This window comes from Wolbachia endosymbiont (group B) of Hofmannophila pseudospretella, from assembly GCF_964028515.1.
In the GTDB taxonomy this organism is placed as follows: domain Bacteria; phylum Pseudomonadota; class Alphaproteobacteria; order Rickettsiales; family Anaplasmataceae; genus Wolbachia.
Genome location: NZ_OZ034788.1, coordinates 1,135,143 through 1,149,860, shown reverse-complemented (window position 1 = coordinate 1,149,860; position 14,718 = coordinate 1,135,143). Strand labels below are relative to the sequence as shown.

Below are 14,718 nucleotides of genomic sequence, written 5' to 3'. Positions count from 1 at the left end.
AAATTGTCAATATTTCTTAAAATCTTGATCAAATTTTGAAAAATTATATGCGCTATTCCAAAAGTCTAACTCAAATTGTGCAGTTATTTTAAATAATTCAAGCATTCTGGTTCTTTCACTTTCCCTTGCTTTGTTACAATACTCGTCAACAATATCTTCCAAAGCAACACATCCAGATTCCATCAAGCTACTGCCAAAAAAATCAAACCAATCCTTATACCTATTATTTTTTTTAATTTTACTTCTCATACTACCAATAACAACTTTATATATAAAATGGCAAGAGTAAATAACTGTTACAGCTTCATAAATGTCGCTATACGAAGTAGACAAAAGAAAGTTAGTAAAATTGAAACACTCTAGCGACTTTTCTCCACGATTTATAGAGTATACAGCAAAGTAGTGGTCGCATAACACTCTTATAATCTCTATTCCTCCTTGAGCCACCTCAATCAATGGAACAATGTTGTTACAACTCTCCATTTTTGATGCAATAATTAAAACAGTACGAACATAATCAGCTACAAAAAATGCATCTTGTTGTATATAAAACTTGAAATTTTCTATGTTTAAAGTATTATTTGCTAATTCAACATTGAAAGGATGCTCAATAATATCCTTTAAAAGGTTTGACCCATAATAACTCTTAATTATACCACTAAACATCACATAAACTAGAATATAATTTAGTGTTAATACTACAGACTATGCTAGAGAATACATCTCATCCCAAAACATTATTTCTAGCTCTAGACCTCTCTTAAAAAACTCACGCATCTTTTTCCTCTCATAATCACCAGCCTTTGCATATAGATTATTTGCAACGTCAGTAACTTGATTAATCGTAGCATTCATTACTGTGTTATTATAGATATCAATCCACCCTTGATATCTGTGATCTTCAACTTTTTTAGGCATAACCTCTCCTACCATATGATTTATAATAATTTGGTATATATTAAAGCAAGGATAAGACGCTGCTAAAGCTTCAGCAACAGAATTATGATATGCAGCACGCATAAAAAAGTCAGTAAAAGCAGAACAAGATTTTGATTTTTTATGATTATCGGATAAATCACAAGTCTCAAAATATTCAGTATACTGCTTTCGAACCGCAAATGTTCCCCTTGCTATATTAACCAAACTGCCCATTATTTCAATGTCATTAACTTTAGCTGCAATAATCAATAAAGCACGAGTACAGTCCACTAAATATAAAAAATCCTGCTGAAGATAAATTTTGAACTTTTCATAATCTAGCGTATTGTTTATCAATTCAACATTGAAAGGATGTTCTTTTATTTCTTCAATAAGATCAGATGATTCTTTTATAGCAATATCATAAAATTCTTCTTTTGGTTTGTCGGACATCTTGTAAGCCTCATAAATATTAAAACTAGTATAGTTACTAAAAAGTTACTTACAATTTATAATAAGTTATTATATCAGTATCAAGCTAGAAATAAAAGAGTTTAATAGTTTAAAGAAATTCTCTCCTTTTTTCTTCTATATTAAATTCTTTACAAAAATCAGTAGATAAGTCCACACCTTCCCAAGAAAATCCACCATCACCTTCCGAATCTTTACCAAAATGCCCATAGTAGGCTGTACGTTTATATATAGGACGATTAAGTGATAAATGCCTTATTATGCCTTTAGTTGATAAATCTATGTTACCTTCAATAAACCCTTTAATCCTCTCTTCATCTATCGTATTCGTGCCAAATGTATCAATGTAAAATGAAGTAGGTTTTGAGACACCAATTGCATAAGAAAGCTGCACAAGACAACGTTCAGCTAAACCTGCAAAGACAATATTTTTAGCAAGGTATCTCGCCATATAAGCTGCGGATCTATCAACTTTTGTTGCATCTTTTCCAGAAAACGCTCCTCCACCGTGTGGAATATAGCCTCCATAAGTATCAACCATAATTTTTCGTCCGGTTAATCCACAATCACCAACTGGTCCACCAATAACAAATCTACCTGTTGGATTGACTAAGAGATTTTCTTTAGGGCACATCCACCCTTCAGGTAAAGATGAAGCTATGTAAGGATAAATTATTTCCTTCACTTTCGATTGACTCAGATCCTCAAGATGCTGTATTGAAACAACAATACTTTCAGCACGCACTGGAAGGTTATTCTCATACGCCAAAGTGATTTGCGATTTTGCATCCGGACCAAGCTTTACCTCTTTGACCATACTCATGATATTTCTCAGAATCGAGTGTGCATAAAAAATGGGTGCTGGCATGAGGCTTTCTGTCTCTATTGTTGCATAGCCATACATTATGCCCTGATCCCCAGCACCTTGATCCACACCTATTGCAATGTCATTTGATTGTTCATGTAGCAATATATTTACTTTCACTGTTTCCCAGTGGAAACCATCATGCTCATAACCAATATCTTTTATTGTATTCCGTACAATACTTTCAATCTTGCTATTTTCAATGTTCGGCCCAAATACTTCCCCAGCTATAATAACATTATCTTTAGTAACTAAAGTCTCTATTGCAGTACGAGAGGAAGAGTCATTAAAAAGGTATTCGTCAAGTATTGCATCTGAAATCTGGTCTGCTACTTTGTCTGGATGACCAGCTGCTACTGATTCACTGGTTACTGAATTCTTATGTAAAACCATCGTTTAGTTACACAATATCAAAACTATTGCAAATTTAAATGGTGGGTCTGGGAAGAGTTGAACCTCCGACCTCACGCTTATCAGGCGTGCGCTCTAACCACCTGAGCTACAGACCCGTATCTATTCAAGCCAAGGCTTGCATATTATCTGTAGGCACAACATCAATAAACGTCTTTTTATTTGCTGATTTTCTAAAACTCACCCAGCCTTTCGTTTTAGCAAAAATCGTATGATCTTTACCCATACCAACATTCTTTCCAGGATGAAATTTTGTACCTCTTTGACGTACAATTATGTTACCTGGAATAACCTCACCATTCTTCTTTATCCCGAGCCGACGCCCTGCCGAATCTCTACCATTACAGGAACTACCACCTGATTTTTTAGTTGCCATATCTTACCTCTTACTTTTGAAGACTAATTTCATTGATACGAAGAACAGTAATATACTGCCTATGACCATTTTTCCTACGGTAATTTTTTCTTCTTTTTTTCTTAAAGATTATAATTTTTTTATCTCTACACTGCTCTAGTACTTCAGCTTTAACAACAGCATTAGATGAACAAGATAAGCCATTACTTGAAACACAAATCACTTTATTGATTTCCACTTCCTCTTTTTCTTCAGCTTGTAATCTTTCTACTTTAATTATGCTGCCTTTTTTTACTAAATACTGCTTTCCACCAGTTTCGATTACTGCAAACATGACAAATATCAATTATTGTTATTAACAGTAATCGTAAATGATGTTACACATACTGTCAATATAAATAAAAACATGAAATACTTCTACCTTTATCTGCTTTTCCTTGTGGAGAGTAGTCAAGTTTTAAACTTGACTACTCTCAAATTCTCTTAGTCTCATGAAAACTTTACGACGTTAATAAAAACTCAAGCTTTCACTAAAAACATTCAATCGGAGCTTATAAATTAAAATTCATTCCCAGTTCAAACCCATGAGAAAACTCACTGAACTTGTGAAGTTTGTAGCCAGCGAAAACATTCGTTCTCTCAGAGCCTGTTCATAATCTTTTCAGAAGCAAAGCAGCGAAAGCAAGAACGACCATTTGCAGGCTAGTGTTGAGTTTCCGCTCGCAATTTTTCCACAATCGCCTACATTTTTGCAACCAAGCAAAAGATCTCTCAACAACCCATCTTTTCGGCAATACGACAAAGGTGTGTAATTCGTTTCGCTTTATTACTTCAACGGTAGCGCCAATAGTTGCTTTTATTTGTGTTGCAAAATTTTCTCCTGTGTAGCCAGCATCAACTAGTATATTTTTAACTTCAGATAGGTTTTCTTTAGCATTTTTAACCATTCTCACAGCGCTACTACGATCAGTTATTTCTGCCGTTGTTATATAAATTGCGTGGGGTAAACCTTGTGTATCTACCGCAATATGGCGTTTTATTCCTGAAACCTTTTTGCCTGCATCATAGCCTTTTTCTTCAGCAGTATCTGCATTTTTTACGCTTTGTGCATCAATTATGCAGAAGCTGGTTTTTTCTTTCCGACCATTGTTTTGTCGGACCACGCCAACTATTTTTTTTTAATACCAGCTCCAGAACACTTTCTTTATTTGCATCTGCTTTTTCACTCCACTTCTTAAAATAGTCGTAACAATTCCGCCATTTTGGAAACTCTTTTGGTAACATTCTCCACTGGCAGCCACTTTTTAAGACGTATAACACTCCACAAAATACATGATATAAATCAAGTGTTCTTGGCTTTGTCCTCTTCCTGCAAGACTCCAGATCTGCTACAATAATCTCAAACTTTTCTCGACTTATATCACTTGGATATAAACTTCGCATATCCTACTTTATATACTTTATCCTCTCATTCTATCCCTTTTTTGAGATCACGTACAGGCTCTCAGAAAGTGGAAGATTAATACCAGAGCCTATCTGGTAAGAAAAAAACTTTTTTACGTCTGGCTGTTGACCTTGCTGTGCTGGTTGAGATACTTTAGCTCCACCTCCTACACCAAAAGTAACATAAGGGGTAATATCCGTATTTTCAAATTGATGATGATAATGAAGCTTTGCCATGAATCCTAGCTCTGCCAAAGATCCTCCAAAAAAAACAGATTTGACTACAGGACCAGCTGAAATTTTTATGCTATCTGTATAATGATAGCCAAGCTCATAATTAATACCAAGATTGCCATATGATGACGAAGTATAGATTTTATCTCTAATCCAATCAACTCCAAAAGACGGTGCTGACAAAGAACAGCAGACTACTAAAGTAAGTAATTTTTTCATTTTCACCCTCTAACCATGAATATACGCATATATACTCACAGAAAAGTTAAAAATCACATAACTTACATAATAAAATCGGAATCACTTTCTTAGCTACTTGCCTTTCTCTTGCAATTGCCAAACTTTTCTTTTTCACATTTTATTACCTGCTGCAATCATCATTTTAGCCTATATAACTTGCTTTTATTTCAACAAAAATTCAAACCAGACTTCACTAAAAACATTCAATCGGAGCTTACAAATTAAAACTCATTCCAAACTCAACCCCATGCGAAAGTTCATGGAACTTTTGCAGCTTGTAGCCAGCAAAAACATTTGTTCTCTCAGAAAGTGGAAGATTAATACCAGAACCTATTTGATAAGAAAAAAATTCTTCTACGTCTGGCTCTTGATCTTTCTGTTCTGATAGAAGCATTTTAGCAACTCCTCCTACACCAAAAGTAATATAAGGAGCAATATCTGTACTTTCAAACTTATAATGATAATGAAGCTTTGCCATAAGTCCCGCATCTAAAATCCCTTCATTAATAACAAGTTTGACTACAGGGCCAACTGAAATTTTAATGCTATCTGTACAATGATAGCCAAGATCATAATTAATACCAAGCATGCCATACGACGAAGAGGTGTAGGTTCTATCTTTAACCCAATCAACTCCAAAAGACGGTGCTGACAAAGAACAGCAGGCCAATAAAGTAAGTAATTTTTTCATTTTTATCCTCTAAAGATTAATATATGCATATACAAGCATATAAATATTAAAAATGGTATAAATTGCAAGTAAAAAATTGGAATTATTTTATTTTTTTTGTTATTTGCCTTTCTCTTGCAATTGCCAGACTTCCCTTTGGCACATCTTTGACTACAACGCTACCTGCTGCAACTAGAGAGTCATCATAAACATTAAGCGGTGCAATTAATGAGCTATTAGCACCAATAAAACAATTTCTTCCAATATTTGTTTTATGTTTCTTTTTCCCATCATAATTACAAATAACGGTACCTGCACCTATGTTACTCCCCTGCCCTACCTGAGTATTTCCTATATAACTTAAATGCTTTATCTTAGTATTTATACCTATATCACTTGCTTTTGTTTCAACAAAATTACCTATGATTGCACCATCACCTATTGTTGTATTTTCACATTTGGCAAATGGACCAACTTGAGCACCAGATCCTATTTTTACTCCAGGACCAAAAAAAACGTATGGGTAAACAATCGAATCCATACCAATTTGCGTATCAAGAGAGAAGAAAACAGTTTCTGGAGCAACAAGCGTTACTCCAGAGTTAGTGAAAAACTTTCTTTTTTCTTCTTGAAAGTAAAACTCGGCCGTTGCAAGGTCATTCCTATTATTTATGCCAGTTGCCTCCTCCTCATCAGCAATAACATAGCCGACATTTAAATTACTCTTTACTGCAATGGCAACGATATCGGTCAAGTAATATTCATGAGCTTGGTTATTACACTCTATTTTCTCCACCAATTCACGTAGATTCTTTTCACGTGCAACCATTATTCCAGCATTAGCAAGAAATTCCTCATCATTATTTCTACCATTTTGTGCTTCTACGATTTCTCTTAGGGAACCGTTCTCAATAATTAGTCTACCGTATCCTTTGTTATTAGTTTTAAACCCAAGACAAACTAAAGCATTGCTCTCTCCTAAGCAGCTTATCATTTTAGTTATTGTGCTGCTTTTTATCAGCGGAGTATCCCCATACTGCACAACAACTATATCTGACAATTCTTTCAGGTTTCTCATTGCAATTTTGACTGCATCCCCTGTACCGAGCGTTGACTCTTGTGTAATTAGTTTTATACCCTCAAAGCATTTCAGCCTTTGAGTTAAAGGCAAATCGACTACAATAACTATTTTTTCAGGATTCATCTGCTTTGCATTGTCAATGACGTGCTCAAGCATGGAGAAATTACCTATTTTGTGCAGAACCTTAGGCAAGCTTGAATTCATTCGTTTACCATGCCCAGCAGCAAGTACAACAAATGTATAAGATTTATTTGTCACTTATCTTAAAGACGAAAAATGAAAACCATAATGGTTGAGCCAACTAACTCTATTGTCGTAAAAGCTCCTTAGATCACTAATTTGATATTTCAGCATTGCTAGCCTTTCTATACCAATCCCAAATGCAAAGCCACTGTATTTAGTATGGTCTATTCCAACATTTTTAAAGACATTTGGGTGTACCATACCGCACCCAAGTACTTCAATCCATTTACTATCTTTATAACTTATGTCCACTTCTGCAGAAGGCTCAGTAAAAGGAAAAAAACTATTACGAAAGCGTATTTTTAGACCTTTATCTCCGAAAAATTTACTAAGGAAGCGATGAATAGTAAATTTTAATTGGCCCATATTGACATTTTCATTAACATAAAGCCCTTCTATCTGATGAAACATAGGAGTGTGAGTTGCATCAAAGTCATTTCTGTATACCCTGCCTGCAGCCACTATTTTAATTGGAAAAGTTTTTGTTTTTTCCATAGTTCTAATCTGCACAGATGAGGTATGAGTGCGCAGCACCATTCTTTTATCGTTTATTTTATTCTTTAAGTAGAAAGTATCTTGCTCCTCTCGCGCAGGATGATGACTTGGAGTATTTAGCGCATCAAACACGTGAAATTCATCTTCAATATCAGGACCATCAACTGCTTTGAAGCCCATATGTGCAAAAATGAGCTTTACTTCACTTATAACTTTGCTCAGTGGATGAATCTTGCCAATTCTTTCTGGTCTGACAGGCAGTGTGATATCAACTGCTTCATTTTGCAGTTTTAACTTAACTTCTTTATCTTTTAGTTCATTTTCTTTGCTTGTTATAAGCTGGTCTATCTTATTGCGTAAAACATTAATCACTGCACCTAGGTCGCGTTTTTCTCCTGCATCATCTATATTCTTTAAGTCATCGAAATAAGCTTTTACTACACCCTTTCTCCCCAAGTATGACAACCTAACTTTTTCTAAATCCTGCAAAGAAGCAGCATTTTCAATCTCAGAAACTGCCTTATCTTCAAGTAGAGGTATTTCACTTATTAGCTCTTTATTCACCTTAAAAACGCTAGCTTAAACTTTCATTATAGTGCAATCTTTAATATCATCAATAAAACTATTTGGATAAAAAGGTGTCATCAGAGCATCTGACACTAGTTCCTTTATAATGCCAGTGCTTGACACTGGAATCCAGGAATTTTATTAGGTTGGTAAGCATAAAAGTAGCCGTTTTATGTTAAAATACAACGTTTTGATGATCATGAAAAAACTGGATGCCAGTGTCTGGGCACTGGCATGACATCATCTTTTTTATCAGATGCATATGAAATCAGCGCTTTCTTTCTTGTCATCCCAGTGCTCTCCTTCTTGTCATCCCAGTGCTTGACACTGGGATCCAGAACAGGTAATAAGAAGTGCTGGAATGACATCTCCATAGGACTCCTAACTAATCCAGAATATTAAAAAATTTACCAGGCAAAAAAAAGGCAAAAGAATCCCCCAGTAGTGAGTTTTGACCCTATAATAATGTAAATTGGCGTTGTAATAATGTGCTAACGCTTATTTAAAGCGCGTTTTGGCTGAATGTAGAAAAAATAAAAAAGACATACAACCGCTATAATTTTATGTAATCCGCCAATATATACCTGAGTTTTTTACTGAATTTTGTTGTTAAATCTGCAGAGATTAAAAACAAGGATAAATACTCTCATTGTCATGATAAGAAGACTGATGAGATTTGTAAAGTAACTTTTTCTGCTTATTGAACCCAACGCGCCGCTGTTATGCAAGGGTGCTATAATTATTAATTTATCGACTAATTATATTTTTTTGTTAATATTATATTAATAAAAAATTAGAAACATGCACAGTAATAATACCACAACTCCGTGGGAGCAAACAAAAAATTCATTTAAGTCTTTTATGGATAAGGCTAAAAAAAACACAAATAGAGTAATTCCTACCTTTAAAGCTCGTGTAGAGGATTTACCTGAGTCCTTAGCGGGTTTAAAAACAAATGTAAACAAAGCAGTTTCTGGCGTTAGAACTAATGCAGAGAGCTTATCAAAACTTCTCAAAGATAAGTTTCAAGATACAGGAAAAACCCCCGTCAACGTTAAAACTAAGAGAAAATATGAGGTAGAAGATTTACCTAAATTTTTCAAAGATAAATCTAAAGAGATAGGCAAAGTATTTTCCGATGAAGTAGTAGAAATCAGCACTATTCGCTCAAGAAGTGTTGTAAGTGATACACAAGAGTTTTCATTTAAGCTAAGATTGCTAACAGCAGCAGATGAAGACGTCTCTAATATAACCCTACCTAAAATGCAATACTTGATTGGCTTTTTCAAAATCTATCTCCTTCAAGAAAAAAATTTTACAGCCAATATAAAAGTACCAAAAGAAAGTGAAAAATTATATAATAACTACCATAAAGCTAATAAAACTGTAGAAGAATTCATAAGTAATGCTCCAATTCAAATCCTTCTGCAGGGCATAAAGATAACGCTGCAAACAGACGTTAAAAACATCAACCTAGGTAGCTTGCAACAAATCGAGATATTCTTGAATAAGCAGCTAAAACATGTAGAAAAAGCCAAAAGTGAGGAGCAAAGTCAAGATACATTACAAATAGAAGAAACTGAAAATAAAAACGAAAATGTGATTGAAAAAAGAAACACGCAAGATAAACAAATTGTGCAAGGTTCGTTTGGCTACAATATAGCAAGTAACAGAAAGCAAATTACACGTGCACCAGTAATTGTTGCTGCAATGCATGAAAATATTTCCTGGTTTAGGTCTCTTTTTCAGCCATTCAATTTTTTTAATACGGCACAATTCTTTTTCCCACAGCTGCCAAAATTTTCTATACAGAGTAACAATATGCCACCTGGTGTTATTCCAGTACTTGACCAAAAAGAAAAAGAACCAGTGTTAGACACTCGGATAACAGAGGGTAGTATAGGAAATCTAGTACCTCAAGAAACAGAGCGGGATATAGGTCAAACTAGGTCGCACACAGATTATTTTAAGGCTAACAGAAAAAAGAAGTCAAAAAAGCAGGCTACAGAATTATCGAAAGAGGAAAAACAATCAACTATAAAACAAGCTCAAATTGATGCTAGAATTGCTATAATAGATAACCAGATTGAGTGCAGGGAAAAAAAACTTGATGAAATATTTATTGAAGTAATTAATGGATACAAAAATCAAGACCCAGAAACATTTCGCAATATTTTTAACTCAGTGTTTAATATTGCTTATACCAATTCCCACTATATAAAGAACAGATAGACAATAATGGGAAAGAAGTGATACTAAAGTAGATAAAATAGAGAGGTATAAATGGCATTAAGGTCAAAACTATTAGACGAAAAAGTTGTAAATTTGGCGAAAGAAATGTTAAAAAAGGTCAGAAATAACGCATATGTTTCAAAAAAGTTACAAGCGGTGATAGCAGGAAAAGAAAGTAGTATAAGCGCTGTGGCAAGAATATGTAAAATTTCAAGGACTGCTTTGACTGAATGGATAAAGCATCTAAAATTTGGTAGAGTAGAAAGATTATTTTCCCCGTCTCAGCGGCGAAGAAAAAGCAAATTAAACAAAAATCAACGTGAGCAAATTGAAATATGGGTAGAAAGAAATCCAAATATTACTATTAAGGAAGTGCAAATAAAAATCTCAGAGGAATTTGGCCTAAACATTAGCAAATCAACAGTGCACCGTGAGATACAAAGGATGAAGTTTTCTTACATAACACCGAGGCCAATTCACCATAAACAAGATAAAAACAAGCAAGAAGAGTTTAAAAAATACTTCAATAAAATAGTCAATTCCCACCCTGAAAAGGAGGTATTTTTTTGATGAATCACGATTTGGAACTCATTCAAAAATCGGACACGGATGGTTTAAAAAAGGGGTCAGAACACAGGTTAAAATGAAAATTGGTAGACAAAATTTCTATATCTACAGTGCGGTAAATCCAAGAAGTGGTAAGAAAATTAGCCTACTTGCTCCATATGTAAACACTGATTGTATGAATATATTTCTGGAGCAGATGTCGAAAGATTTAGGCACGAAAGAAGCCTTTCTTGTAATGGATTGTGCAAGTTGGCATAGATCAAAAAGTTTGAAAATTCAGGAAAACATTACCATCATATACTTGCCTCCTTATTCACCGGAACTGAATCCTGTTGAAAGGTTGTGGCAATATATCAAATACAATACTTTACGCAATAGTATCTACGATACCATAGGTTTACTTGAAGATGTTTTGTGTAATTTTATTGTCAATATTTCCAGTACTACTATTAAACGAGTTTGTAATGTTTCTTATTTGTTCGGTCAGTAATGGATTTTGGTATTACTTTCAAGATAAACAATTACATGAAGTATTAGAACCAGATGAGATATCAGAAGTGCTAGAGGTACTCAAAAGGCCACAACCCCCTCATAATTCACTTTTAGGTAAAGAATATTTACAAAAGCAAGTATATAGAAAAAAAGAGCAGTTGATTAAATTAGTTTCAGGCCAACCTTCTCCACAGCCTAAAAATGTTTCTCATGAAATTTTACCAAGCAAAGCTGTAGACCATTTACCAAAAACAAATGAAGCTAAAACTCGATTGCCTACTAATATTAGGCTCAAATCACCATTAAAAGCTATGTTTTCTTCGAAAGAGACTTATTTTTGTCTATTTTTAGTAGCAGCTTCTATATCAGCACTCTGCCTATGGCACTTACCGCTGGGAAAAGTGTCAATTTTAAAGGAATTGGTGCCAACAGAAAAAAGGGAAAGTATCGGTCTAACATTAAACATAGGGTTACCAATATTAATTACACTGTGCGTTTTGAGCCTGGCTTACTTTATACATTCTGAGTATTCTGTAAAATCTGTTGAGCAGATAAGTGAAAAAGATCTTCCTTCGCGCACCTAACAAATAAGATCTTTTGTGATATAATTATTTATTTTATTGCATGTTTAAAGGAATTATCAAAGATATTGGCACTATAACTGATATCACTATCCACCCTAACTCTGATCAAATCTTCCATATTGAGACACAAAATTTATCCTCTATAAACAAAGGAGATTCAATATCCTGCTCCGGAGTGTGTTTAACTGTTGTCGACATAATGAACGATGTATTCACAGTTCAAGTATCTCAAGAAACCATGAAGGTTTCTAACTTAAATACGTGGGAAACAGGGAAAAAAATAAACCTAGAACAAGCAATGAAACTGAGTGACAGAATTGACGGCCACTTGGTTCAGGGTCATGTGGATGACACAACAGAAATTTTAACAATCAATCAAAATTTAGAATCTCATGAAATCAGACTATCATGCCCACAAGAATTAATTAAATTTATTACAAAAAAAGGTTCTGTAACGCTAGATGGAGTTTCCCTTACAGTAAATTCAGTTGTCGATCAAGAATTCACTGTGAATATAATTCCCTATACATGGAAAAACACAACTTTTCAGCATAATAAAACAGGTAATTACCTAAATTTAGAAGTTGATATGATTGCCCGGTACTTAGACCAGCTGATAAAATATCAACACAATTAATTTTACAACTTTGTTATTTACAACTATTATATCTTGAAAATCATATAGATACAAAATATGTTTTTCGATAGCCTAATTATCTTTATTATTGTCTTGTGTGTAATAATATCGATAACTAGAGGTTTTATAAAAGAGCTATGTGCATTAATGTTCTTGCTCTTATCAGTCTTTTTGACAGCTAGTTACTATGATTTTTTTATTATAAATTATAGTAAGTATTTTGACTCTAAAGTTACACAAAACATACTTTCTACAATCTCTGTATTTATCATACTTAATCTTACATTCATGACAATGAATAACTGGCTAATGTACATATTATCACCTATAAGGTTGGGATTAATGGATAGAGTTACTGGAATCTTTGTCGGAGCACTTAGAGGAATATTGCTTTCTTATGTACTATTTTTTGCTGTGCACTTATATTGCCACACAGTATATGATAAAAAAGAGGGAGAGTCTAAAATAGATGCAGAAGACATATTGCCCAATTGGATAATAAATTCACACTCTTATCAGGCTTTATTTGTGACAACAGAAGAAGTAATTAACATGTATGTGCCAGAGTCATTGATACTAAAAATAAAAGAGATCGGTGAGGAAATGGTTGATCAAGAAAAATCTCAAAACAATAAAGAAAAGTGAGTGTTCATTTTCTATAGCTAAATTAGCTTAGACAGCTGTTATCCACAGCAGTGCGCCATAGGTTACCAATTCCTATTACTAATCAAACAAAACTGCAAACATTGACGAATAAGTAAATCATCAAAAAAATTTAAATGTATAATTTTAGTGCATCAATGTAATAAAACAAAACTTTTTTAGTGAGTTCAAAATTTTCTAAGGTATTTCCTTCACATCTTGCTGTAATGCAGTTTTGCGTATTTGATACTCTAAGAAGCCACCAACCTTTATTATCGGTTACCTTAATACCATCAAGCTCTGAAAATACAATATTTTTCTGCTTTAGTGTCTCCTTTACTGACTCAATTATTTGAAACTTTTTCTCATCCTTCACTACAATTTTCACTTCATGAGTGATATATAACTTTGGCAAATCTTCAATCATCTCAGATAGGCTTTGGTTTTTCTTAAGTAAAATGTTAATGACTTTAACAGCAGAATATAGTCCATCATCGAAACCCAGCTCAGAAAAGAAAAAATGCCCACTGAGTTCACCGGCAAATTTTGCTCCTTCTTCTACCATCTTTTTCTTAACTAGTGAGTGTCCAGTGGCACAGGTAATTATTTGTCCTCCTAATTTACTAACAAGATCATGCACTTTCATACTCATTTTTACGTTGGCAATAACTTTGCTTTTTGGGTGTTCCGCCAATACTTCACGTGAAAAAATCATAAACAAGTGATCATTGGAAACAACATTACCTTTATTATCAATCAAGCGTACCCTATCACCATCACCATCAAGTGCAATACCAAGATCACATTTATCTTTCTTGACAATATCTATTAACTGAGCAAGATTTTTCTCTTCTATGGGATCTGGGTCATGCAGTGGAAACGTTCCATCTATAAAGCTATTGGTTACGATGTGTATATGATCTGGTAAAATCTTTTCAATATACCTTACAATTGTTGGACTATTGCCAAAATCCCAGGCTATTTTTAGTTTTTGTGTAGTGTTATTCTTGAGCACATCTTTTAATATGTTAACGTACTCACTATATATATTCGTGTTAATTAAGCTTCCAATTTTCGTGCTGTTTTTAATTTTACTGCCTATAATTTCCTTCATTTCTTGATCTGAGTAAACTTTTTTACTACTGAAAAATTTAAAGCCGTTATATTCTCTGGGATTATGAGAAGCAGTGATCATAATCCCAAGATCTGCCTGCATTGTTGCAGCGTAGAGCATAGGTGAAGAACAGAGCCCAACGCGTATAACATTCGCACCGGATAAAATCAAGCCTCTGATTAATTCTTTTTCTATACTTGGTGAATCTATCCTGCTGTCATAGCCTACACAAACGTTAGCTGCAGTTTGACCGAATTTTCTACCTATTTCATACCCATCACTGATTTGCAGGTCTCTGCCTACCACACCTCTAATATCGTATTTTCTTATAATATTATTGTCCATACTGCACTTCTTGGAGTGGTTAATATATAACATTCCCGTCAAATACTCAAGTTTATCTAACTATAAAATTAGTTGATTTTTTAAGAAAATATGCTAATATTATAACATAGTT

The 14,718-nt window shown here is 34.0% G+C and carries 14 protein-coding genes, 1 tRNA gene and 2 pseudogenes; 5 read left to right on the top strand and 12 right to left on the bottom strand.

The genetic code is table 11. From position 1 onward, the window contains the following. Nucleotides 1-6: 6 nt before the first annotated feature. From ABWU24_RS05495 to pheS, 11 genes are all read right to left on the bottom strand, one after another. Entirely contained in the window at nt 7-666 is a 660-nt protein-coding gene (locus ABWU24_RS05495) for a TenA family protein (RefSeq protein WP_135352899.1), read from the bottom strand. 39 nt (nt 667-705) lie between these two features. Then, nucleotides 706-1,371, bottom strand: coding sequence for a TenA family protein (locus ABWU24_RS05490; protein WP_341815750.1), 666 nt, complete (start codon nt 1,369-1,371; stop codon nt 706-708). 109 nt (nt 1,372-1,480) lie between these two features. Continuing rightward, nucleotides 1,481-2,647, bottom strand: a complete 1,167-nt coding sequence (gene metK, locus ABWU24_RS05485; protein WP_015588328.1) for a methionine adenosyltransferase — start codon at nt 2,645-2,647, stop codon at nt 1,481-1,483. 39 nt (nt 2,648-2,686) lie between these two features. Continuing rightward, nucleotides 2,687-2,763: transfer RNA gene (locus tag ABWU24_RS05480), tRNA-Ile, on the bottom strand. 8 nt (nt 2,764-2,771) lie between these two features. Further along, a complete protein-coding gene (rpmA, locus tag ABWU24_RS05475; RefSeq protein WP_017532465.1) occupies nt 2,772-3,041 on the bottom strand; it encodes a 50S ribosomal protein L27 in 270 nt (89 codons plus the stop codon). Nucleotides 3,042-3,051: 10 nt separating this feature from the next. Next, nucleotides 3,052-3,354: a 50S ribosomal protein L21 gene (gene rplU, locus ABWU24_RS05470; RefSeq protein WP_015588327.1), complete on the bottom strand. Its 303-nt coding sequence runs from the start codon at nt 3,352-3,354 to the stop codon at nt 3,052-3,054. Between the two features lie 316 nt (nt 3,355-3,670). Continuing rightward, nucleotides 3,671-4,463 (bottom strand): IS5 family transposase gene (locus ABWU24_RS05465; protein WP_341815401.1). Its coding sequence is split into 2 segments (ribosomal slippage): nt 3,671-4,198 and nt 4,200-4,463, totalling 792 coding nucleotides; the frame shifts between segments, so codons are not numbered across the junction. A 30-nt stretch (nt 4,464-4,493) separates the two neighbouring features. Next, nucleotides 4,494-4,916 (bottom strand): outer membrane protein, encoded by a 423-nt coding sequence (locus ABWU24_RS05460; protein WP_353274574.1) that lies wholly within the window; start codon nt 4,914-4,916, stop codon nt 4,494-4,496. A 235-nt stretch (nt 4,917-5,151) separates the two neighbouring features. After that, nucleotides 5,152-5,628: a P44/Msp2 family outer membrane protein gene (locus ABWU24_RS05455; protein WP_015588325.1), complete on the bottom strand. Its 477-nt coding sequence runs from the start codon at nt 5,626-5,628 to the stop codon at nt 5,152-5,154. A gap of 82 nt (nt 5,629-5,710) precedes the next feature. Further along, nucleotides 5,711-6,946 carry an NTP transferase domain-containing protein gene (locus ABWU24_RS05450; RefSeq protein ID WP_341815747.1) on the bottom strand — a complete coding sequence of 412 codons (1,236 nt, stop codon included), beginning with the start codon at nt 6,944-6,946 and terminating at the stop codon, nt 5,711-5,713. Continuing rightward, nucleotides 6,947-7,990: a phenylalanine--tRNA ligase subunit alpha gene (pheS, locus tag ABWU24_RS05445; RefSeq protein WP_015588323.1), complete on the bottom strand. Its 1,044-nt coding sequence runs from the start codon at nt 7,988-7,990 to the stop codon at nt 6,947-6,949. It lies immediately after the preceding gene. 804 nt (nt 7,991-8,794) lie between these two features. On the opposite strand from pheS, the pseudogene ABWU24_RS05440 reads away from it, so the two are divergent. The 5 genes and pseudogenes from ABWU24_RS05440 to ABWU24_RS05420 all read left to right on the top strand — a co-directional run. Then, nucleotides 8,795-10,195, top strand: a pseudogene (locus tag ABWU24_RS05440) (hypothetical protein); the annotation flags it as partial. A gap of 81 nt (nt 10,196-10,276) precedes the next feature. Further along, nucleotides 10,277-11,282, top strand: a protein-coding gene (locus tag ABWU24_RS05435; protein ID WP_353274215.1) for an IS630 family transposase whose coding sequence is annotated in 2 segments (ribosomal slippage) — nt 10,277-10,786 and nt 10,788-11,282 — 1,005 coding nt in all. Because the reading frame shifts where the segments join, the coding sequence is not laid out codon by codon here. A 13-nt stretch (nt 11,283-11,295) separates the two neighbouring features. Further along, nucleotides 11,296-11,868, top strand: a pseudogene (locus ABWU24_RS05430) (hypothetical protein); the annotation flags it as partial. Nucleotides 11,869-11,908: 40 nt separating this feature from the next. After that, nucleotides 11,909-12,505, top strand: coding sequence for a riboflavin synthase (locus ABWU24_RS05425; RefSeq protein ID WP_341815745.1), 597 nt, complete (start codon nt 11,909-11,911; stop codon nt 12,503-12,505). A gap of 57 nt (nt 12,506-12,562) precedes the next feature. Beyond that, entirely contained in the window at nt 12,563-13,150 is a 588-nt protein-coding gene (locus ABWU24_RS05420; protein ID WP_064085309.1) for a CvpA family protein, read from the top strand. Between the two features lie 130 nt (nt 13,151-13,280). Here ABWU24_RS05420 and ABWU24_RS05415 read toward each other — a convergent pair whose 3' ends face one another. Continuing rightward, nucleotides 13,281-14,606, bottom strand: a complete 1,326-nt coding sequence (locus ABWU24_RS05415; protein ID WP_341815744.1) for a phosphomannomutase/phosphoglucomutase — start codon at nt 14,604-14,606, stop codon at nt 13,281-13,283. Nucleotides 14,607-14,718 lie beyond the last annotated feature (112 nt).